The sequence below is a fragment of the Flavobacterium sp. IMCC34852 genome (assembly GCF_030643905.1).
Taxonomy (GTDB): Bacteria; Bacteroidota; Bacteroidia; order Flavobacteriales; family Flavobacteriaceae; genus Flavobacterium; species Flavobacterium rivulicola.
The window spans coordinates 2606889-2627856 of the sequence record NZ_CP121446.1 but is presented as its reverse complement, the minus strand read 5'-3'; the positions used below and the strand labels follow the sequence as shown (position 1 = coordinate 2627856).

Annotated in this window: 21 protein-coding genes; 8 read left to right on the top strand and 13 right to left on the bottom strand. The window is 36.8% G+C overall.

The features are described 5' to 3' along the window. Positions 1-17 precede the first annotated feature (17 nt). Genes P7V56_RS11380 through P7V56_RS11365 form a run of 4 tightly spaced genes read right to left on the bottom strand, consistent with a single transcriptional unit; the run spans position 18 to position 3115 of the window. A complete protein-coding gene (locus tag P7V56_RS11380; RefSeq protein ID WP_171221935.1) occupies positions 18-797 on the bottom strand; it encodes a zinc ribbon domain-containing protein in 780 nt (259 codons plus the stop codon). A 3-nt stretch (positions 798-800) separates the two neighbouring features. After that, on the bottom strand, positions 801-1895 hold the full coding sequence (locus tag P7V56_RS11375; RefSeq protein ID WP_171221934.1) for a Nif3-like dinuclear metal center hexameric protein: 1095 nt from the start codon (positions 1893-1895) through the stop codon (positions 801-803). Between the two features lie 3 nt (positions 1896-1898). Further along, entirely contained in the window at positions 1899-2558 is a 660-nt protein-coding gene (locus tag P7V56_RS11370; RefSeq protein WP_171221933.1) for a hypothetical protein, read from the bottom strand. Then, positions 2546-3115 (bottom strand): hypothetical protein, encoded by a 570-nt coding sequence (locus P7V56_RS11365; RefSeq protein ID WP_171221932.1) that lies wholly within the window; start codon positions 3113-3115, stop codon positions 2546-2548. Before P7V56_RS11365 ends, P7V56_RS11370 begins: the two co-directional genes overlap by 13 nt. 57 nt (positions 3116-3172) lie before the next feature. Between P7V56_RS11365 and lpxK the strand changes: the two genes are divergently transcribed. Next, positions 3173-4177 carry a tetraacyldisaccharide 4'-kinase gene (gene lpxK / locus P7V56_RS11360; protein WP_171221931.1) on the top strand — a complete coding sequence of 335 codons (1005 nt, stop codon included), beginning with the start codon at positions 3173-3175 and terminating at the stop codon, positions 4175-4177. Here lpxK and P7V56_RS11355 read toward each other — a convergent pair. The 3 genes from P7V56_RS11355 to P7V56_RS11345 form a co-directional block, all read right to left on the bottom strand. Further along, positions 4172-5035 carry a sulfite exporter TauE/SafE family protein gene (locus tag P7V56_RS11355; RefSeq protein ID WP_171221930.1) on the bottom strand — a complete coding sequence of 288 codons (864 nt, stop codon included), beginning with the start codon at positions 5033-5035 and terminating at the stop codon, positions 4172-4174. The two genes, lpxK and P7V56_RS11355, sit on opposite strands and share 6 nt — an antisense overlap. Positions 5036-5047: 12 nt before the next feature. After that, positions 5048-6553: an alginate export family protein gene (locus tag P7V56_RS11350; RefSeq protein WP_171221929.1), complete on the bottom strand. Its 1506-nt coding sequence runs from the start codon at positions 6551-6553 to the stop codon at positions 5048-5050. Between the two features lie 74 nt (positions 6554-6627). Next, complete coding sequence (locus P7V56_RS11345) at positions 6628-7041, bottom strand: RrF2 family transcriptional regulator (RefSeq protein ID WP_171221928.1); 414 nt, start codon at positions 7039-7041, stop codon at positions 6628-6630. A gap of 216 nt (positions 7042-7257) precedes the next feature. Between P7V56_RS11345 and P7V56_RS11340 the strand changes: the two genes are divergently transcribed. Beyond that, positions 7258-8070 (top strand): purine-nucleoside phosphorylase, encoded by an 813-nt coding sequence (locus P7V56_RS11340; RefSeq protein WP_171221927.1) that lies wholly within the window; start codon positions 7258-7260, stop codon positions 8068-8070. On the opposite strand, the gene P7V56_RS11335 is transcribed toward P7V56_RS11340, so the two are convergent. From P7V56_RS11335 to P7V56_RS11315, 5 genes are all read right to left on the bottom strand, one after another. Then, the gene (locus P7V56_RS11335; protein WP_171221926.1) at positions 8067-10235 is read right to left on the bottom strand and encodes a tetratricopeptide repeat-containing hybrid sensor histidine kinase/response regulator; all 2169 of its coding nucleotides are present in this window, start codon (positions 10233-10235) and stop codon (positions 8067-8069) included. The genes P7V56_RS11340 and P7V56_RS11335 overlap by 4 nt on opposite strands. A 46-nt stretch (positions 10236-10281) precedes the next feature. Next, positions 10282-11274 (bottom strand): type I glyceraldehyde-3-phosphate dehydrogenase, encoded by a 993-nt coding sequence (gene gap / locus P7V56_RS11330; protein WP_171221925.1) that lies wholly within the window; start codon positions 11272-11274, stop codon positions 10282-10284. A gap of 51 nt (positions 11275-11325) precedes the next feature. Then, positions 11326-12195: a lipoyl synthase gene (lipA, locus tag P7V56_RS11325; protein WP_171221924.1), complete on the bottom strand. Its 870-nt coding sequence runs from the start codon at positions 12193-12195 to the stop codon at positions 11326-11328. An 86-nt stretch (positions 12196-12281) separates the two neighbouring features. Beyond that, positions 12282-12803 (bottom strand): hypothetical protein, encoded by a 522-nt coding sequence (locus P7V56_RS11320; RefSeq protein WP_171221923.1) that lies wholly within the window; start codon positions 12801-12803, stop codon positions 12282-12284. 14 nt (positions 12804-12817) lie between these two features. After that, positions 12818-14062: an MFS transporter gene (locus tag P7V56_RS11315; RefSeq protein WP_171221922.1), complete on the bottom strand. Its 1245-nt coding sequence runs from the start codon at positions 14060-14062 to the stop codon at positions 12818-12820. 191 nt (positions 14063-14253) lie between these two features. Here P7V56_RS11315 and ygiD point away from each other — a divergent pair, with 191 nt between their 5' ends. Next, positions 14254-15087 (top strand): 4,5-DOPA-extradiol-dioxygenase, encoded by an 834-nt coding sequence (gene ygiD, locus P7V56_RS11310; RefSeq protein ID WP_445972093.1) that lies wholly within the window; start codon positions 14254-14256, stop codon positions 15085-15087. A 32-nt stretch (positions 15088-15119) separates the two neighbouring features. On the opposite strand, the gene P7V56_RS11305 is transcribed toward ygiD, so the two are convergent. Continuing rightward, complete coding sequence (locus P7V56_RS11305) at positions 15120-16211, bottom strand: C1 family peptidase (RefSeq protein WP_171221920.1); 1092 nt, start codon at positions 16209-16211, stop codon at positions 15120-15122. A gap of 126 nt (positions 16212-16337) precedes the next feature. On the opposite strand from P7V56_RS11305, the gene P7V56_RS11300 reads away from it, so the two are divergent. The 5 genes from P7V56_RS11300 (at position 16338) to P7V56_RS11280 (ending at position 20906) form a co-directional block, all read left to right on the top strand. Next, positions 16338-17180 (top strand): 1,4-dihydroxy-2-naphthoyl-CoA synthase, encoded by an 843-nt coding sequence (locus tag P7V56_RS11300; protein ID WP_171221919.1) that lies wholly within the window; start codon positions 16338-16340, stop codon positions 17178-17180. Between the two features lie 75 nt (positions 17181-17255). Then, the gene (locus tag P7V56_RS11295) at positions 17256-17771 is read left to right on the top strand and encodes a PH domain-containing protein (RefSeq protein WP_171221918.1); all 516 of its coding nucleotides are present in this window, start codon (positions 17256-17258) and stop codon (positions 17769-17771) included. Then, positions 17771-19273 carry a PH domain-containing protein gene (locus P7V56_RS11290; RefSeq protein WP_171221917.1) on the top strand — a complete coding sequence of 501 codons (1503 nt, stop codon included), beginning with the start codon at positions 17771-17773 and terminating at the stop codon, positions 19271-19273. The genes P7V56_RS11295 and P7V56_RS11290 overlap by 1 nt, the downstream gene beginning before the upstream one ends. A 16-nt stretch (positions 19274-19289) precedes the next feature. Beyond that, complete coding sequence (locus P7V56_RS11285; RefSeq protein ID WP_171221916.1) at positions 19290-20213, top strand: 1,4-dihydroxy-2-naphthoate polyprenyltransferase; 924 nt, start codon at positions 19290-19292, stop codon at positions 20211-20213. A gap of 15 nt (positions 20214-20228) precedes the next feature. Next, positions 20229-20906: a metal-dependent hydrolase gene (locus tag P7V56_RS11280; protein WP_171221915.1), complete on the top strand. Its 678-nt coding sequence runs from the start codon at positions 20229-20231 to the stop codon at positions 20904-20906. The last annotated feature ends 62 nt before the right edge of the window (positions 20907-20968 follow it).

The window sequence follows — 20968 nt, the reverse complement described above, 5'->3', positions numbered from 1 at the left end:
TAAATCGGGATTAATTATTATAGGTGGGCAAATAAATTTTGCATTTTTTCTCTTTCTTCTTCGGCCAAGGTTGCATCAACTAAGATTCTTCCTGAGTGCTCATCGGTGATGATTTTCTTTCTTGCGGCAATTTCAACTTGGGTTTGAGGCGGAATCGTAAAGAATGAGCCTGCCGAAGCACCACGCTCGATAGAAACCACGGCTAAACCATTGCGAACACTTGAACGGATTCTTTTGTAGGCTGCCAATAATCTTTCTTCGATTAGGGCTTCAAACTCGGCTGATTTTTCCATTAAGAAGTTTTCTTCTTTTTGGGTTTCGGCCATGATATCGTTTAATTCGGCTTTTTTGTGTTTTAAGTGGGCTGATTTTTGGTCTAATTTTTCTTTAGAGCTGGAAATTACTTCTTTTTTGTGTTCGATAGAAGCTTTTAATTCCTTGATTTGTTTTTCAGCCAATTGGATTTCCAATTCTTGGAATTCTACTTCTTTGGTTAAAGAGTTGAATTCTCTGTTGTTACGAACGTTTTTTTGTTGCTCGGTGTATTTTTTGATGGCCGCTTGATGCTCTTCAATGGCACTTTTTTTGGTTTTGATTTGTTCTTCTATAGTAACTAAATCACTTTTTAATTTGTCTAAACGAGTGCTTAAGCCGGTAACTTCATCTTCTAAATCTTCCACTTCTAAAGGTAATTCTCCTCTAACGTTTCTGATTTCATCAATTCTGGTATCTATGATTTGTAAGTCGTAGATAGCTCTTAATTTGTCTTCAACACTTAGTTCTTTTGTAGTCGCCATATTTTATAAGTACTTAACTGGATTTGTATTTTCTTCCGAAAAAATGATGGCAAAATTAAGGATTTTTTTCTTAAGAAAATCAACAATATAATTTTTTGTAAATCTTTCGCTTTCAAAGTGGCCGATGTCGGCTAAAACCAGTTGATTTTCAGCTTCATAAAAGTTGTGGTACTTCAAATCGGCGGTCAGGAAAATGTCGGCTCCGGCTTGTTTGGCATTACTGATAGCAAAGCTTCCTGAGCCACCAAGTACGGCTACTTTTTGAATAGGTTTTCCTAACAAAGCGCTGTGTCGAATACCGCCGCATTGCATTTTATTTTTGACAAAGGAAAGAAAATCAGCTTCACTCATGGGTTTTTCGAGTTGGCCTATCATGCCGAGGCCTATATTTTGGTGGGCATTTTGCAATTCGTAAATTTCATAAGCCACTTCTTCGTAAACGTGATTGGAGAATAGCGCTTTGAGTACTTTAGACTGTAAATGTTTTTCAAAAGTCACTTCTATTTTGATTTCCTCGTTTTCTACAAATTCGAAGCGTTCGCCCACTTCGGGATTGCTATCCTCATTGCCCATATAAGTGCCGATGCCTTTGGAGTTGAAACTACAATCTTCATAGTTACCAATCTTTCCGGCGCCGGCGTCGAATAGAGCATTGCGCAGATTTTCTACATTCTCGGGAATTGTATAGGTAACGAGCTTTTGAATAAAGTTTACTTTGGGAACTAATATTTTGGTTTGGGTCAAGCCCAATGCGTCACAGAAGATTTTATTCACCCCGTGTTTGTGGTTGTCTAAAGCGGTATGAACCGCATAGATAGCGATGTCATTTTTGATGGCTTTCAACACTGCACGCTCGACATAATTTTTGCCGGTGATTTTTTTCAAACCTGAAAAAATAATGGGATGAAAGCAAACCACGAGATTGCATTTTTTAGCAATCGCTTCATCGATTACATTTTCTAAAGCATCGTGGCAAACTAGGATACCGGTGGCTTCGGCATTGGCATCGCCAACAAGTAAGCCTACATTATCAAAATCTTCGGCATAGGCTAATGGCGCCATTTCTTCTAATATCGGGAGAATTTCTTTAATTTTCATAATTTATTTGTAAGCGTCAATTTTGGTTAGTTTGATTTGCCAGTTTTTATCCACATCGAAAAAGTAACGGATGTCATCAAACTGTTTTATTCGATAAGCTTCAAGTTCTGCTTCGGTGTATTCTGTTTCACTCTTGTCGTTTTCATCTCTTATATGAATGGTGTTTTTCTCGATGTACAGCAAACAGATTTGGTTCAGTTTAGCTTCATAAATACATTCCACTTCATATTCTTTGCCTTCTTCATCAGTGAAAGACAAAGAGATGTTCTCTTTTTTTACTAATTCGTCAATAGTGACATTTTTAATCATAGCACATAAAGCTTCCGGAAAAAATTGTTCCATGTTGAGGTCATATTCATCACTGGTCAACGAAATGTCTTCGCCACCTTCGGCATCTCGCTCCTTGGCATAATGCCAAGACATGTAAGTATCGGTTTCTATGGGAAATCGCATGTAGGATTTTAGCGCTACCAAGTCGTTTTCAGAAAGGGCTGTTTTGAACGCATCAAAGTTGGATTTGGAATAATCATTTTGCGTTTGAACTTTTCTTTTAGGTACCGAATTGTTTATCTGAATGTCTTGGTTGCCATGCTTACACGAAAAGCAAACGATAACACATATCAGACAAATAATTTTTTTTATGTTATAATTTACGTTGCCCATTCGTTCAAGTATTCCTTAATAATCCATTCGCCATTGACTTTTTCCAGCAATAAAAATCGACCGCTGTTGTGTTCGATGCTTCGGTAGAAAGCGACTTTTACTAAGGCATGTTGGTTTTTGGCAAAGTAAATCGGTTTGTTGATAATTAACAAGCGTTGGTTATTTTCACCGTATTGTTCGGATACTTTTTGAAACTCTTCCAGTGATAAACAGGCGTTGACTTTACTCTTTAAATATTGGTTTTGATTATTAAACAAAACATTGTATTCTTTTGACCAATCTTCATTGATACCGATTACGATTTGTTTTTTGATTTCCGCACTGTATTTTTTTAAGAGTTCATTCCCAGCTATTACTTCTAAAACTTCTTCGTTGTTGGGCGCTTTGTTGCAATAAAAACTCAGGAGTTGCAATCTGTTTTTGGCAATGACTTTTTCGTTTTTATAGTATTTGGTAAAAATAATTTTTAATATGGCGGTATTGTCTGCTTCTTGAGCAAAAGACAATGGCGTAATCAACAGTAACAAGAAAAGAAAATGCAGGTTGAATAGTTTCATTAGTGATTGGAACTGTTATATTTTCATTCAAAGATAAAAAATCGTTACTTTCGTGCTATGATTTTGTTGCGAAAATTACTTTTCCCTTTGGCCATTCTTTATGGCATTATCACTTCAGTTAGAAATTATCTTTATGATAAAGGTATATTAAAATCTTATGCTTTCGATATCCCGGTGATTGCTGTTGGAAATCTCAGCGTTGGCGGCACCGGAAAAACACCACAAATTGAGTATTTGATTCGGTTGCTTTCTCCTAAATATAAAGTAGCTACTTTGAGTCGGGGTTACAAGAGAAAGTCGGAAGGATTTATTTTGGCGGATGCCAATGCGAATGCGGCAATTCTCGGAGACGAACCGTTTCAGTATTTTCAAAAATTTCCGCAGATACAAGTCGCAGTTGATGCTGACCGACGTAACGGCATCACACAATTATTGGCACAAAAAGACAAGCCTGAAGTGATTTTACTCGATGATGCTTTTCAACATCGAAAAGTAAAAGCCGGATTTTATATACTGTTGACTTCCTTTGACGATTTGTTTTGTGACGATTTTATGTTACCCATGGGAAATTTACGCGAAAGCCGAAATGGTGCTAAAAGAGCTAACCTAATAATTGTTACCAAATGTCCGTCTGAAATTAGCGAACTCGCGCAGCAAAATATCAAAAAGAAAATTGGTTTACATGTACCTGTTTTCTTCAGTTTTGTAAAATACGATGACAAGGTTTACAATCAAAACGGAAGTTTGAATGTTTCCGCAACCAAGACGCAAGAAAAAGTATTATTAGCCGGAATTGCCAAGCCGAAACCGTTTTTTGATTATTTACAGTCTGGGGATGATACCGTTATGACTTACGCTGATCATCATCATTTTAGCGAAAGCGACATTTTGAATATAAAAAGCCAAGCCAAGGATAAAATTATCGTTACAACCGAAAAGGATTTTGTTCGACTTATGACTTATGATTTTGGCGGGAAATTGTATTATTTACCTATTAAATCTAAATTTATTTCCCATCAAGACCAATTTGACACACTTGTATTAAAAGCAATGCAACTATAACCAAAATGCTTTTATAATACCATAAAGTGAGGTTATTATAATTAGCACTCCAACCATGGTCATTAATGATTTTCTGGATATTTTTTTGGTAAAATAAGCACCCAGAGGCGCAGCCACAATGCCACCCACAATTAATCCCAATATGATTTGCCAACTTTGGATTCCGGCAAAATAAATCAGAATTCCGGCACTTACATAAGTGATAAAGAATTCGGCAGTATTTACCGTTCCGATAACAATATTAGGTGTATTTCCTTTGTTGATTAAATTTGAAGTCACAATCGGACCCCATCCACCACCTCCAATCGAATCCAGGAATGCACCAAACAACGCCAAATAGGGAGCGTTTTTTATGTTTTTTTCATTATTAATTTTATTAGCAAATGCTTTTTTAAGGATTATAATTCCTAAAACCAATAAGTAAATCATAATGTATGGTTTGATGAAATCACCATCAATAATATTTCCCAAAAGATAAGACCCAATGGCCGAACTTATAACACCCGGAATGACTAATTTGAAAAAAAGTGTTTTGTCAAAATTTCCGAATTTAATGTGCGACAATCCCGAAACACCGGTAGTAAAAACTTCTGCTGTATGCACTGCTGCAGAGGCAACTTTAGGCGAAAGGCCGGAACTTAACAGCAATGTATTGGAGGTTACTCCATAAGCCATTCCTAGGGCGCCATCTACAATTTGGGCTAAGAAACCGGCCAATACAAACCATAAAAAGGTTTGGTCAAAAGTTAAATCCTCAGGCTTTGCTCCGGGTAAATATTTTATAACCACTATGGCAATTAATGAGAGTTTTAACAATACAATAAAAATTCCGATGTGTCTTAGTCTAATTCTTTCCATGGTTTTTGGTGTTTATTTTGTTTTCTTGATTAATTCTAAAAAGTTGAAAGTCAATTCGAGATAAACGAAGTCTGAGTTGGAAGCATAATTTCCGTTTTGTGCTATTTGTTGGTTTTGCACAAATTCTTCGGTGATAAAATGGGAGTATCCAATATTGGTTTCGAGATATTTTACAGGAATGAATCGAATTCTGCAATCGAAATTATGACCCAAAAAAGAACCACTTTGTCCAGTTAAGTCTCTATTGTTTGTTGTACCACCTAATAGATTATTAAAACGGTCTTTTTTGTTGGCCAGCCAATAAAAATTGTAACCGGTATCTACTTTTACCAAAGTGTTTTTAATTTTTGATTGGAATTCCAGTTTGATTTTAGGCGCAATAATATTTTCCATGATGATATAGTCATCGGCTGACCACGGACGGGCAAAACCGAAAAACCTTTCAAAGCGATTACTTTCGTTATCATTAGGATTTTTATCACCGCTGGCATACCCTATGAAAGCGCTTAGCCTTGGTTTATATTTTGTCTTTTGAAATGTGTATCCAATTTCTGCAGTGGCAGCATACGCTTTTTGTGTTTTGTTATTGTCAGTACCAAATTGATGTATGCCGGTGATATCATAGTTAAAACCGGTGTTTTTTATCCAACCATACAATCGAAGTCCCAGACTGTGAATGTTTCTGGATTTATTTCCATTGGCAATTGCAGCCTCTTGCTTTAAGGACAAATAATAAGGTTCAATGGTAATGATGTTTGACCATTTTCGCCAATGACCGATAATGGCGCTGAATTCTTGGTTAGTATCGGGTTTGTCATAGTCGTTAATATCTCTCAGGATTGGATTTAAAAACAAAAAATCCATTTGCCAATCGTTTTTATCCTGACCAATTTGCATTCTGAAACCTTTGAAATTATTGGTAGTATTTCGCCACTGATTGGTGGCAATCAATCGTCGGTCTATCATTTCCATAGCCATTCTACCGTATCTTAGGAACGTTGGGCGTTTGTTTCCTAATTTATCTCTTGGTAATATTTTATCAAAATAGAGTTCGGCATAAGCTTGTATGATATCAGTAGTATTCACATCTCTATTGTCCTCAGGATACAATCCGTTGTTTCTTCTTGAATCGCCAAATTCAATCGAACCTCTAATAGGATCAAGAATATTAATTATTCCAATGTAGGCGCGTGTTTTAAAAAGTAAAGGATAATCATTGCTGTAAGTATCCGTTCTTCGAATATCATTGTGACGCCATTCAGCTCTCGTTCTGGTATATAAACCAAGGTTTAGCCAATTGGATTTAGAAGATTTATCACCGTTTATTTCACTGTAATTCAATACATAGCTTTGAGGCTCAGTCTCTCTTTTTGTTCCATAACTACCGGCTTCAATGTAATAAGAGGTGCGATTTTCTTTTTTATTTACTTTGGTTGAAGCGATAGAATCATTTTGTCCATGCATGTTTGTATGTGCAATAAAACAAAGCAATAAAAGGAGGTTTTTATATTTAATCATTCGGCATAATTTGGTCCAAATATATAAAACATATAATTCCCATCAAATATATATGATATAATTTTCAAAAAAAACTAAATTGAATTTAGTTCTTCAATAGTTTTATTGAGAATCGGTAGCATTTCGTTTCTCAATTGGCCAAAAAGTTTTCTTATTTTGCAGGTTTCTTCATCGTCACTGCATTCATTGCATTTGCTGTAAAAATTTTCAGAAACACAAGGAATTAAAGCAATTGGACCATCAATTAATCGAATGATTTCAGCAACGGTAATGGTGTTGGAGTCTTTTAAAAAACTATAACCACCTTCAGGACCTCGAGTACTTTTTAGAATTTTGTGTTGTCTTAAATCACGCAGTATAGTTTCTAGAAACTTGTATGGAATTCTCTCTTGTTCGGCTATAATTTTAGCTGAGATTGGTGTGGAAGTCTTATTTTGATGTAAATAAATAAGCGTTTTTATAGCGTATTTGGCTTTTTTAGAGAGCATAAATGTTGGGTTTACTTCAAAAGAGTACCTTTTGTTTTGACCAAAATTAAGCTATTTTTTTTAAAGTTGGAAAATCGACTTATGATAAAAATCATAAGCTTCTGAAAATTTATAGTTTTACTTTGTTTAAAAATGAGTAGCCAATTATAGTTGTATTGCTCTAAAGTTTTTTAATATTGTCACAGATAACGAAATAATATATAAAATTTAAAATTCATGTGGGAACTTGTACAAGAAACCGTTAATTATATTAAGAATAAAACCAATTTTACACCTGAATACGGTGTCATTTTAGGATCAGGATTAGGTAGTTTTACAGATGATATTAAAGTCGAATTCACTTTGCCATATCATGAAATCCCTAATTTTCCGGTATCAACAGTTGAAGGGCACAAAGGCGCTTTGGTCTTCGGAAGCATAGGCGATAAAAAAGTCGTAGCCATGCAAGGAAGATTTCATTATTATGAAGGGTATTCGATGCAGGAAGTTACTTTTCCGGTGAGAGTAATGAAATATATTGGTGTGACCAAATTGATTGTTTCCAATGCTTCCGGTGGTGTAAATCCTAACTATAGAGTGGGCTCGATAGCCATTATAAGCGACCACATCAATATGATGCCCGAACATCCTTTAAGAGGGAAAAACGATAGCCGTTTCGGACCTCGTTTTGTCAATATGAGCGAACCCTATAGCCTAAAAATGATTGAAAAAATTAAAGAAATTGCCAAGGCTTCAAATATAGAAGTGCATGATGGGGTTTATCTTGGTTTGCAAGGACCAACCTTTGAAACCTTACACGAGTACAAAATGGTCAAAGTTTTAGGAGCCGATTGCGTCGGAATGTCGACGGTACCCGAGGTTATTGTGGCGCGTCACATGGAATTGGAAACCTTTGGAATTTCAGTGATTACCGACATTGGTAGCGAAGAACATCTGGAAAGTATAACCCACGAAGAAGTTTTAAAAGCGGCACAAGAAGCGGAACCTAAAGTAAGGCATTTGATTAAAGAACTGATTTTACAATACTAAACTAAATTCATCGCAATTACCCGATAGAAATTTTCAGGCTCGAATGGCTTGGTAATCACATCAGTCATCCCGAAAGACAAAAGCATTTCTCTGTTTTCATTTAATGAAATTGCCGTTAGTGCAATGATGGGCATCTCGGTATTAAACTCGCGAATGTGTTGTGTAGCAATTGTTCCGTTGATTCCGGGTAAATGAACATCCATTAGAACTAAATCAAAATTATTATCGGTTTTCATTACTTCAATGGCTTCTTCACCATTGTCAATAATTTTGCATTGCATGCCTTTATTTTCCAACATTTTTTTGGTTACCATTTGATTGATTTTATTGTCTTCAACCACTAAAACATTTTTACCAATCAAAACATCATCGGAATAGGATTTAGGTTTTTCTTGGATAATTTCTTTACAGCCGTTAAGTAAATTAAGTTCAAAGGCAAAAGAGGTTCCAACGCCCACTTCACTTTTTAATCCGATTTCGCCGCCTAATAAGTCAACTAATTTTTTAACAATGGTTAAGCCCAATCCGGTACCGCCATATTTGCGGTTGATTTCAATAGAACCTTGCGAGAAACTGTCAAAAATAGTTTCTTGTTTTTCCTCGGGTATTCCGATTCCGGTATCGTTGATGGCAAAGTTTATTCGTGAAAAATCACCGCCTTTTTCAACCAATTGGGCAATGACTGTAACTTCACCATTTTTGGTAAATTTTAAAGCATTATTGATTAGATTGATAAAGATTTGGGAAAGCTTTGTCGGATCGCCCAACAAGACTTCCGGTATGTCTTGGTCAATTTCCAAAGTGAATTTGTTGTTGTTCTTCGAAGCAATTTCACTCATTGAATTTTGTATGTCCTGCAGTAATCGTTTCAAATTGAAATCAATGTATTCAATCTCAATGTTGCTCGAATCAATTCGGTTAATTTCCAGTATTTCATTGATAAAAGTGAGCAAATAATTTCCGGAGAACTTTAGTGAGTTGAGGTAATGTAGTTGGGTTTGCTTCGGATTATCTTCAATCAGCAAATGGGTAATTCCGTTAATAGCGTTGAGTGGTGTTCGCAGTTCGTGACTTACGGTTGAAAGAAATTCAGCTCTGGCTTTTGAGGCTTTTTCGGCTTTGTCTTTAGCCATTTGTAATTCAAAGTTTTTTTCTTTCAAAAGTTCATTTGAGCGGGTTCTGATAATGTTGTTTTTGTACAAGGACAAGCTCAATAAAGAAAGAATTGAAATTAAGGCAATAGCCAGAATACTGATTAGTTTAACGAATTTGTTAGTTCTTTTTTGGGCTTCGCTTTCTTTTGTCATTTGTTCAATCGCTTTCATGCGTTCACTTTCCTTGAATTCCTGATAATCGTTGGCATCCAATTTTTGTTGGCTAGCTTCAGAGAGACTGTCTTTTAAGGCCAAATGTTCTTTTAGATAGTCGTGTGATTTTTTTAAATTTAAAAGCTTTTCATTGGTTCTGCTTAATGCCAGTAAAATAGCGGCCTTTTGGTCTAAATTTTTGCTTCGGTCATTTAAGTTCAGCGCTCGATTGTAATAATTAAGGGCTAAGTTATTGTGATTTAAACTTTCTTCAATGGTGCCCAATTGATACAAGGCTTCGGCTTTGGTTTTATAAATATCTTCAATATCAGATTTTGAAACAATTTGATTGAACAATTTTGCGGCTAAGTCTGTTTTTCCTTTGGCTTTATATAATATTCCTTTTTGAAGTTTTAAAGGTTCCGAAGCATCAATTTTTAGTATGTTGTAAACGGCTTGTGCTTTGTTAAAATTGTGTTCCGCTTTAGGAAATTCCTCTAAATTCATATAACACATTCCGATGTTGTAATAGCAAATAGCCTGCTGACTGTTTGGTGGAACCGAACTTTGTATTGTTGAGCACTTTGAAAAAAACTCAATGGCGTCTTCGTATTTTTTTAACTCAAAATAGGTTGAACCCAAAGAAAATAAAGCGTCAGCTTTTTGCTTCGAATTCCCTTTAGATAAGGCATAATTAATCGCTTTTTGTGAAAAGTAAAGCGATGATTTATAGTTGTTGATTTTTTTATTAAAATTGGCTAAATCAATATAGTAGGCAGTGCTGTCTTTTGAGAAAGCTACTTTTCGTTGTCCGTAAACAAGAGTTTGAAATAGTAATAATAGGAATAACCATCTCATAAATTTGCAGGATTTTATAGGATTCAGGACTATAAATGTAGCAAATTTATTTTTTTAACAAAATTATCAAGTCAATTATTCGAGAAGAATAGCCTATTTCGTTGTCATACCAGCCTACAACTTTTACCATTTTGTCAATGACAGAAGTTAATTGTGCGTCAAACAGACAAGAGTTTTGATTGCCTAAAATATCTACCGAAACAATCGGATCTTCAGTATAAGCAAGAATTCCCTTTAAATTGGTCGCCGATGCTTTTTTAAAAGCGGTATTGATTTCTTCAATGGTTACTTGTTTCTTAACATAGCATGTAATATCTGTAAGTGAACCATCCGGTACCGGAACGCGAATACCGCTGCCACCAATTTTGCCTTCCATTTCGGGAAAAATTTTGGTTAATGCTTTGGCAGCGCCTGTTGTGGTAGGCACAATCGACTGACTGGCACCGCGAGCACGGCGTAAGTCTTTATGGGGTTGGTCGTGCAAACTTTGGTCGGTGGTGTAGGAGTGAACCGTGGTGATGTAAGCCTGTTCAATACCACACAATTCGTTGATGACTTTAATCATCGGCGCAGCATTGTTAGTGGTACAACTGGCATTGGAAACGATTAGTTCTGTACCGTCTAAAATGTTTTCGTTTACGCCTAAAACTACCGTTTTAATTTCGGGTACTTCGCTCGGTGCGGAAAGAATTACTCTTTTGGCTCCGGCCAATATATGTTGGTTAATGTCTTCAAAGGTTTTGTATTTGCCGGTACTTTCAACCACAAAATCAATGTTGTTCCATTGAAGTTTGCTGATTTCTTTTTCATGGAAGAAAGTGTAATGTTTTCCGTCAACTATAATCGAATTTTCATCAAACGAAACTTCATAAGGCAAAACGCCGTGTATGCTGTCGTATTTGATTAAATGCGCCATGGTTCGATTGTCAGCAATGTCATTGATGGCAACCACTTCAATCGTAGGATGGTTTAAAAGCAAGCGGAATAAATTTCTCCCGATTCTTCCGAAACCGTTGATGGCAATTTGAGTTTTATTCAAAGTTTAATGTCAATTACAATTACAATGTCAATAATCAATTTCAATTCTTAATTAAAGAATATGCTTTTCAGCATGGTAAGACGAACGCACCAAGGCACCGCTTTCCACATGTCGGAAGCCCATTTCTTTCCCTATTTTTTCGTATTTCTCAAATTGTTCAGGAGTGATGAATTCTTTTACAGGTAAATGTTTTTTACTGGGTTGCAAGTATTGACCAATGGTTACGATATCAACATTATTATCGCGTAAGTCCTGCATAGTTTGGATAACTTCTTCTTCAGTTTCGCCTAAGCCCAGCATGATACCCGATTTGGTTCTGCGGATGCCTTTGTCTTTTAAATATTTCAAAACGGCCAAACTTCTATCGTATTTTGCTTGAATACGCACTTCACGAGTCAAACGGCGAACGGTTTCTACGTTATGGGAAACTACTTCAGGATTGGCTTCAACGATTCTGTCAATAATTCTTTCTACGCCTTGAAAATCGGGAATTAGCGTTTCTAAAGTGGTTTCCGGATTCATTCTGCGAATGGCTTGTACAGTTTCGAACCAAATAATCGAACCCATATCTTTCAAATCATCACGGTCAACGCTGGTGATTACGGCATGTTTGATTTTCATGATTTTAATCGAACGCGCTACTTTTTCGGGTTCGTCCCAATCAACGGTTTCGGGTCTGCCGGTTTTTACGCCGCAAAAACCACACGAACGCGTACAAATATTACCCAAAATCATAAAGGTTGCAGTTCCTTCACCCCAACATTCTCCCATATTAGGACAACTGCCCGAGGTACAAATAGTGTTAAGCTTGTATTTATCGACCAAACCGCGGAGTTCGGTGTATTTTTGGCCGATAGGCAATTTGACTTTTAGCCATTTAGGTTTACCAACAGGTTGGTTGCTTTCGAGTACTGATTCCATAATTGCAATTTTCGAATGGCAAAGATACAAAGGTTGGAGTTAGAATACAGAATTTTGGATTCCAAAATTGATGTTAAAAAGGTAATTTAAACAGCCGTTCTTCTCTTCATAATAATTTGATATACAATCCCTATAAATGCTCCTATTTCACCACCGGCAAAACCGTAGTTGTGAATAGAGCCTACAATATGAAAACTTTTACCGTCTTTGATTGAGTAGGGAAAACAGCAATCAGGATAAGTTTGAGGGTTAAATGTTTCCGCTATGTAACCTATTAGACCAAATATTATTGTTACTCCTAATGTTATTAAAACTGCTCTGAAGGCATATTTGAACATTAATCTTGGGGTTTTATGAATAAGAGCTACTAAACCTTGAAAGACACCAATAAATAATCCAACCCACCAAGTGGCTAATACACCAATTAAAGCTGTTGTTGGTCTCGGGTTATTATTTCCCCAATCTGTAAAACCGAATTGGTCAAATTTGAATATGGTGAAATATTCACTTGAAATAGAATAAGTTACCTGGTCATGTAAAGCTCCATAAACAGAAGCTATTAGTACTGAAATGACAACAATGAGGATAAAGATTCCGAGTTTTTTCATATATTCTGAATTAATTACTCCACAAAATCCATATGCCTATTATGTGTTTCACTGATGGTCAAAGTGGAATAAATACCCAAAGCAAAAGCAATCAAACCTACAATTGCAGCGGAGGTAATCACCGAATTGGTTTGCTTCAGATAGTCGAATCCTATTAACATGATTGGCACTGTACCGCGAACCATATTCGGAATACTAGTCGCTGCCGTACTTCTCATGTTAGTGCCAAATTGTTCTGCAGAGACTGTGACAAACATGGCCCAAAAGCCGCAACCTAAACCAATCCAGCCACAATAAAAATAATACATGTTTTCGGTTTTATGACCGCTGAAAAGGAGCAAAGCCACACCAACTAAAGTAAACAATAACATGTATAGGATGGTTTTTTTACGCGAGTGCAAAGCATGGGATATAAATCCGCTCGAGAAATCACCAATAGAAGTCAAAATATATGCCCACATAATCGCTTTTCCCGGATCGATGGAAGTGATGCCCATTTCGGGAGCAAATTGGTTGGCCATGAAGACCAAGATTCCGATACAATACCAAATCGGAACACCAATCAAGATGCATTTTAAATATTTGACAAAAAGTGTTTTGCTCGTAAAAAAGGCCAAAAAATCTCCTTTTTTAACGGAAGTATTTTCTTTAACCGATTGGTACATGCCACTTTCAGCCACACTGATTCTGAGAACTAACAACATCAAACCCAATCCGCCACCGATGAAATAGGCGGTGGTCCAACTTCCTGCCAATTCTACTGTGAATTGCGCTACAACAGCGCCTAAAACGCCAAAACCTGCAATTATAGAAGTACCAATGGCTCGCAATTCTTTGGGTAAAGTTTCGGAAACTAAGGTAATTCCGGCGCCTAGTTCTCCGGCCAAACCAATTCCGGCGATAAAGCGCAACCAAGCATAAATTATCCCTTTGTCGGCAAAATCCATTTGGGGTAAAAAACCACAGGCAATATTGGCCAATGAATAAACAATTATCGAACCAAACAATACTGAAAGTCTTCCTTTTTTATCACCAAAAACACCCCAAATAATCCCACCCAAAACCAAACCAATCATTTGGTAATTGATAATCATCGTGCCCACTGTATCGGCATCCAAATTCATATCGTTCAAGCTTGGAATGCGAACAATGCCAAACAGTAGTAAGTCATAAATATCTACAAAATAGCCCAAAGAGGCAATAACAACAGGAAAACCAAACAGGTGTTTGAGCTTTTCTTCTCGGGTAAATTGTTGCATATTATAATAATTTAAACAGTAACAATCAAATATAGAAGTTTTTCATCTTGTGCTGACTTTTATTTTTTTGAGGTGTTAAAGTTTTTGAAATATTGTTTGTTTAACATGAAATAAATATAAATTTGTATATACAAATGTCTTGTGGTATGAAACGTAGTAATTTTATAAAATTAGCAATAGGAGGAACGACAATGATGGCATTAAACCCTTTATACAATTGGTCAAAAGACTTAAAAACAACCGATACTAAACTTCCGGTTTTGTTTATTGGTCACGGTTCTCCTATGAATGGCATTGAGGACAATGAGTTCTCAAGAACGTGGACCAAATATGGAAAAGAAATTCCAAGACCTAAAGCAGTTTTAGTAGTTTCCGCACATTGGTTAACCAATGGGACTCATATTACCGCCATGGAAAATCCGAAAACCATACACGATTTTGGTGGATTTCCTCAAGCTTTATTTGACGTGCAATATCCGGCAAAAGGAAGTCCGGAGTTGGCTCAAGAGACTTCTAAATTAATCACATCAACCCAAGTTGAACTCGATCACGATTGGGGTTTAGACCACGGAACTTGGACCGTCGTACGACATATGTATCCCGATGCGGATATTCCGGTGTTGCAGTTGAGTATTGATTATAGTAAGCCGCCTCAATACCATTACGATTTAGCCAAAGAATTGGCCTCATTGCGCCAAAAAGGCGTTTTGATTATCGGCAGCGGTAATATGGTTCACAATCTGAGAATGGTGGCTTGGGACAAACTTAACGAACCCGAATTCGGTTACGATTGGGCAAATGAAATCAATGAGGTTTTTAAAGACAAAATAATGGCAGGAGATGCTAAGTCGCTTATTGCTTATGAAAAGTTGGGTAGTGCGGCCAAGTTGGCTATCCCAACACCGGATCATTATTATCCTTTATTGTACACTTTGGGATTACAAGATAAAACCGATGAAGTAAGTTTCTTCAATGACAAAGCTGTCGGCGGTTCATTGACGATGACTTCGGTTAAAATAGGATAAATAAAAAAGGAAGCTAATTGCTTCCTTTTTTGCTATAAACCCAATGCTTTCCGGGTCTGTGGTTGTAAACCGTCTTTGTGAAGTAATACTGATATTGCTTTTAATCTTAGGTAGGCAACACTCATATACACAAATCCGTTTCTACCCGAAGCTGTTCCCCAAGAATTTTTGACTTTGTAATAAATATTTCCTTTTTGGTCTTTGGCTTTGCCCACTATGTGCATCAAATGGTCATCCATTGTATTGTAGTTTTCAAATTCGGCTTGGCGAAAATCAGCGGTAATCTTTTTCTCGGGTTTGATTTCCTCTAATATGGCCATGGCATCTTCGATTTTTTCGGGGATCACAGCAATCCCTTTTGGTCCGGAAAAAGTTGTTTCACTTACATCGCTGTCTAAAGCAAGCGTAAAACCATTGTTAAGGGCATAATCAATATTTTGAACAAATTCGTCTAAAGGCAAATTATAAAAGAAACCATTGGCAAAGTTGTCAGGAATATTCAAGATAAATTTAGAATAAACGGGTTCATGTGTGAAAGAAGTTATCGTGATATAATCATTCAAATCAATCTTATACTCCGCTGAAATTTTTTGTGCAATAATAGGATTCACGCCATCAGTATTGCCCATATGTTTATCCAGAACAGCTTTGTAGTCTTCTTTCCAATTAGCATATTTAGCAGGGGTTAGATCTACGGCTGATTTAAGAATTTCTTCTAGTTCAGCCACCATTTCAGTATGGTCATATGGGTCATCGGGGTTAATTTTACCAGAGAAATCACTTTGCAAAGCAATGCCGTATTTTCGAGCACTGTTGATGACATCGTGATTTAAACCGCCTTCGCCAAATTGCGCTTTTCCCTGACGCATGACATAATTATCTGCTTTGTCTAAGTAAATGTTTCGCACATTGTACATTTCTGAAAGGTCTACATTGGTGCCTTTAAGACGTATAATTTCCGCTTCCAAAAATGAAGTAGTGGAGAAACTCCAACAAGTTCCGGTGTTTTGTTGGGCAACTACCGGAGTAGCTTCGATATCTTTAATTATTTGAAAATCATACTTTTGCGAAAAAGTATTTAAACTTAAAAATAATGCTGTAACGGTGATGAAAGTTTTATTCATAAGAATATGTTTGGTGATGAGGTTAAACTCAAAAAATGAGTTATTTTTACGCTAAAATAATAGTTTTTGTTTGCTGACAACTATTTTTAACTAAAATATAATAATCCTTATAAAGTAAGTTTTGACATGAGCACTATCAATTGGATTACTGCCAAAGAATTTGAAGATATTACCTATAAAAAATGCGACGGTGTAGCCCGAATAGCCTTTAACCGACCGAATGTTCGCAATGCATTCCGTCCGAAAACGACCAGTGAATTGTATCAAGCCTTTTATGATGCTATGGAAGATACTTCTATCGGAGTGGTTTTGCTTTCAGCCGAAGGACCAAGTACTAAAGACGGTATCTGGTCATTTTGCAGCGGTGGCGACCAAAAAGCCCGCGGTCATCAAGGTTATGTAGGCGAAGACGGTTATCACCGATTGAATATATTGGAAGTCCAACGCTTAATTCGCTTTATGCCCAAAGTCGTAATTGCTGTAGTTCCGGGTTGGGCTGTTGGTGGAGGACACAGTTTGCACGTGGTTTGTGACCTGACATTAGCCAGTAAAGAACACGCCATTTTTAAGCAAACCGATGCTGATGTAACGAGTTTTGACGGCGGTTACGGTTCGGCGTATTTGGCCAAAATGGTCGGTCAGAAAAAAGCCCGCGAGATTTTCTTTTTAGGTCGAAATTATACTGCGCAAGACGCTTTTGATATGGGCATGGTGAACGCTGTGATTCCGCATGAAGAATTGGAAGATACCGCTTACCAATGGGCACAAGAAATATTAGAGAAATCGCCAACGTCTATTAAAATGTTGAAATTCGCCATGAATTTAACCGATGACGGTATGGTAGGACAACAAGTATTTGCCGGTGAAGCCACTCGTTTGGCGTATATGACCGATGAAGCCATCGAAGGGCGAAATGCCTTTTTGGAAAAAAGAAAACCCAATTTCGGTAAAAACAAATGGATTCCATAAAATCAGTGTTCAGTTCCCAATCAAGTTGGGAATGACAGTTCAGATTTGATTTATAAAATAATTATAAAAGAATATATGGAAAACTTTACCAACGAAACCATTGACACGAAGGCTTTGCCACGTTTTGAAACGGTTCAATTGTCACCAATTGATTCCAAATATTGGCAAGTGATTTTGATTAGTATTTTTAGCTTTTTTTTCTTGGGTTTAGCCATTATGGTTATTTTGTTTTTTTTGGTGGATGAAGTAGTAGAGCAGAAGCCGTTAATTTTTTCGGCCTACACCGCTGTTTTTGCTATTGCTTTATTATTGTCGCGAATTAGCTTCAAGAAAAAAGCCTATGCTTTCAGAAACCATGATGTGATTTTCAGAAGCGGTATTATCGCGACCAATACGATGGTGATTCCGTATAATCGTGTCCAACACGTAGCACTTCATGAGGGTTTTATTGCTCGTTTTTTTGGTTTGGCCAAAGTGGAAATTTTTACTGCCGGCGGCATTTCCAGCGATTTGGAGATTCCGGGGATTGCCAAAGAGGAAGCCGAAAACATCAAGCAATTGTTGATGGGTAAAATTCAAAAACAACTCTAATGGAATCCAATTTCAATCAGCCGCAACGCCAGTCTTTGGTGGGTATTTTGGTGATTTTCCTGGAGATGGTTTTTCAGGTACTCAAAGCCACATGGCCGATTATTGTCATTACTTTATTGAAAGCGAATACTCAATCTGTTTTTATCGGTTCAATGATTTTACTAGGCATGCTAGCCTGGTTAGGGATTTATTCTTATTTGAATTATCGAAATTTCACTTTTTACATTGATGAGGAAAATGAAGAGTTTATCGTTAGTGACGGAATCATCAATAAGACCAAAACGACGATTCAACTCCACAAAATACAGCAGGTTAACATCAAACAAAACTTAATTCAAAGGTTTATCGGTGTTTATGCGTTGGATGTTGATACTGCCGGAAGCGACAAAAAAGAAGGCAATATCAAAGCCATTTCGCACGATTTAGCTTTGGCTTTGAAATCGAAATTATTGGAAAATGAAGGTACAAAAGTAGCCGTTACCGAAGAAGTAATTGCAGCCGAAAAGCCCGAATACAAAGCGATTCCGTTTCTTAAAATTAATTTGGGCAGTTTGCTCAAAATCGGCATTACTTCCAACTATGTGAAAAGCGTGGGTTTGATATTGACGTTCTTCTTTACCATTTATGAAAACCTTCATCAAGCCGGCGCAGAAGATGTTATCAGCACAGAAAAATTGGAAGGTTTTGTCGATAACAATTCGGTTTGGTATTCGGCATTGGTCTTTATCTTGATCATGTTCACCGTAGTGTTTCTGATTAATATTTTGCGAACCATCATTAAGTTTTTCGACTATACGGTGACCAAGCAAAAAGGCTCGCTGATGTTGACTTACGGCTTAATCAATACCCAAAGTACGATATTAAAACCCGAGAAGGTACAGATTGTTAAGATTTCGAGTAACTATTTCCAAAAGAAACTCAATGTGTTGGAAATCAAAATCAGACAAGCCATCAGCAACGAAAAGAAAGACAATAAATCGCTGATTGAAATTCCGGGTTGTAATACGACTGAACGAGATGAAATTTTAAAATTATTGTTCAAACAATTGCCTGAAAAAGGGGCGTTGATGCAACCTAATTTTCGAAAACTGATTTTTTCGGTATTTATCATTATTGTGCTACCTTTAACGGGTTATTTTTTGTTCGGAAAATATGCGGAACCCATAGTGTTTGATTACGCAAACATTGCTGTTTTTTACACTATTTTCATGTCGGTTTTGCTGTTTTTCGGATTCCGAAATTACCGTTTGTTTGTCAATGACAATCATATCATCAAACAAAGCGGTGCTTGGGATGTTGATCATGAAATAATTGAAATCGGTAAAATACAAGCCATCACGACTTCGCAGTTGTTTTGGCATAAAAGCCTGAATATTGGTTCGTTGACGATGCATACCGCTGGGGGAAACATTACCTTTCATTTGGGCCAATTTGACAAAATAAACGAATATGTAAACCTTTGGCTGTACGAGATAGAAACCTCTAACAGCAATTGGATGTAAATAAATTAAAATTACTATGAAACACTGGGTTGAAGCCGCGCGAGTTAGAACTTTACCACTTTCGGTATCGGGTATTATTGTTGGAAGTTTTTATGCGATGTCACAGGGAATGTTCAATTGGAACATCGTTATTTTTGCGTTGCTGACCACTTTAGGATTGCAAATCTTATCCAATTTTGCCAACGATTACGGCGATGGGGTAAAAGGTACGGATAACGAGGACAGAGTTGGACCCAAACGCGCCATTCAAAGCGGGCTCATAACACCACAAGCCATGAAAAAAGCGATGGTGATTACAGCTTTAATTACTTTGGCTTTTGCGGTTTTGCTAATCTATTTTGCTTTTAAAGAAAGTTATCTACTGTATTCTTTTGTCTTTTTGATATTGGGTATTTTAGCGATTGCTTCAGCGATTCGCTATACGGTTGGAAAAGGTGCTTACGGTTACCGAGGTTACGGCGATTTATTTGTGTTTATTTTCTTCGGATTGGTGAGTGCTTTCGGGGTTTATTTTATGTTCTCGAAAACCATTGATTGGTTGTTGTTATTACCTGCCACAGCTATTGGCTTCTTGAGTGTTGGAGTTTTAAACTTAAACAATATGCGTGATGAAGAAAGCGACCGAAAAGCCGGAAAAAATACTATCGTGGTCAAAATGGGTGGCGCAGCGGCTAAAAAATACCACTTCTTTTTGGTGATTTCGGCCATGATTTTAGTGTTGATATTTGCTTTTTTAAACGATTTTCACTTCGACCAATATATTTTTGTGGTGGCTTATTTCCCATTGATAAGTCATTTGATTACTGTTTATAAAAACCAAAACCCTAAACTTTTAGATCCCGAATTGAAGAAATTAGCCATCAGCACGTTTCTGCTTTCGGTTCTTTTGGCCTTGTGTCTGATTTTCTTTATTTCAGATGTAGTGGTGAACTATGTTTAATTTAAACCGACAATTATGAAAATAACTTTTTACGGACATGCCTGTATCGGAATTGAAGTCAGCGGAAAACACATCTTAATCGATCCGTTTATTACCGGAAATGAAAAAGCGGCTCATATTGATATCAATACTTTAAAAGCAGATTACATCCTGATTACACATGCTCATTTCGACCATATTGCAGATGTAGAAGCCATTGCCAAGCAAAATAATTCAGTTATTGTATCCAATTGGGAAATCGCAACTCATTTCGGCAATAAAGGCTTTCAATACCATCCGATGAACCACGGCGGAAGTTGGCAGTTTGATTTTGGTAAAGTAAAATATGTAAGCGCCATCCATTCTAGTTCTTTTCCCGATGGTAGTTACGGTGGCAACCCCGGAGGATTTGTAATCGAAGGTGAACACAAAAACATTTACATCTCCGGCGATACAGCTTTGACCATGGATATGAAGTTGATTCCAATGCGAACGAAACTTGATTTAGCTATTTTCCCTATTGGTAATTGCTTTACAATGGATGTTGAAGACGCAATCATAGCAGCTGATTTTGTTGATTGTGATAAGATTTTAGGTTGTCATTATGATACTTTCGGTTTTATTGTCATCAACCATGATGAAGCCAAAAAGAAATTCTTCGACGCCGGAAAAGACTTGATGCTTTTGGAAATTGGAGAGAGCATTTCGCTTTAATTTAATTAATACAGAAAATAAGAGTGTCATTTTTGGCACTCTTATTGTTTTGGGAACGAAAA

Bases quoted from the DNA above. Each gene is read 5' to 3' on its own strand.
- P7V56_RS11380 (WP_171221935.1), bottom strand. From the start codon at position 797: ATGGCGACTACAAAAGAACTAAGTGTTGAAGACAAATTAAGAGCTATC.
- P7V56_RS11375 (WP_171221934.1), bottom strand. From the start codon at position 1,895: ATGAAAATTAAAGAAATTCTCCCGATATTAGAAGAAATGGCGCCATTA.
- P7V56_RS11370 (WP_171221933.1), bottom strand. From the start codon at position 2,558: ATGGGCAACGTAAATTATAACATAAAAAAAATTATTTGTCTGATATGT.
- P7V56_RS11365 (WP_171221932.1), bottom strand. From the start codon at position 3,115: ATGAAACTATTCAACCTGCATTTTCTTTTCTTGTTACTGTTGATTACG.
- lpxK (WP_171221931.1), top strand. From the start codon at position 3,173: ATGATTTTGTTGCGAAAATTACTTTTCCCTTTGGCCATTCTTTATGGC.
- P7V56_RS11355 (WP_171221930.1), bottom strand. From the start codon at position 5,035: ATGGAAAGAATTAGACTAAGACACATCGGAATTTTTATTGTATTGTTA.
- P7V56_RS11350 (WP_171221929.1), bottom strand. From the start codon at position 6,553: ATGATTAAATATAAAAACCTCCTTTTATTGCTTTGTTTTATTGCACAT.
- P7V56_RS11345 (WP_171221928.1), bottom strand. From the start codon at position 7,041: ATGCTCTCTAAAAAAGCCAAATACGCTATAAAAACGCTTATTTATTTA.
- P7V56_RS11340 (WP_171221927.1), top strand. From the start codon at position 7,258: ATGTGGGAACTTGTACAAGAAACCGTTAATTATATTAAGAATAAAACC.
- P7V56_RS11335 (WP_171221926.1), bottom strand. From the start codon at position 10,235: ATGAGATGGTTATTCCTATTATTACTATTTCAAACTCTTGTTTACGGA.
- lipA (WP_171221924.1), bottom strand. From the start codon at position 12,195: ATGGAATCAGTACTCGAAAGCAACCAACCTGTTGGTAAACCTAAATGG.
- P7V56_RS11320 (WP_171221923.1), bottom strand. From the start codon at position 12,803: ATGAAAAAACTCGGAATCTTTATCCTCATTGTTGTCATTTCAGTACTA.
- P7V56_RS11315 (WP_171221922.1), bottom strand. From the start codon at position 14,062: ATGCAACAATTTACCCGAGAAGAAAAGCTCAAACACCTGTTTGGTTTT.
- ygiD (WP_445972093.1), top strand. From the start codon at position 14,254: ATGATGGCATTAAACCCTTTATACAATTGGTCAAAAGACTTAAAAACA.
- P7V56_RS11305 (WP_171221920.1), bottom strand. From the start codon at position 16,211: ATGAATAAAACTTTCATCACCGTTACAGCATTATTTTTAAGTTTAAAT.
- P7V56_RS11300 (WP_171221919.1), top strand. From the start codon at position 16,338: ATGAGCACTATCAATTGGATTACTGCCAAAGAATTTGAAGATATTACC.
- P7V56_RS11295 (WP_171221918.1), top strand. From the start codon at position 17,256: ATGGAAAACTTTACCAACGAAACCATTGACACGAAGGCTTTGCCACGT.
- P7V56_RS11290 (WP_171221917.1), top strand. From the start codon at position 17,771: ATGGAATCCAATTTCAATCAGCCGCAACGCCAGTCTTTGGTGGGTATT.
- P7V56_RS11285 (WP_171221916.1), top strand. From the start codon at position 19,290: ATGAAACACTGGGTTGAAGCCGCGCGAGTTAGAACTTTACCACTTTCG.
- P7V56_RS11280 (WP_171221915.1), top strand. From the start codon at position 20,229: ATGAAAATAACTTTTTACGGACATGCCTGTATCGGAATTGAAGTCAGC.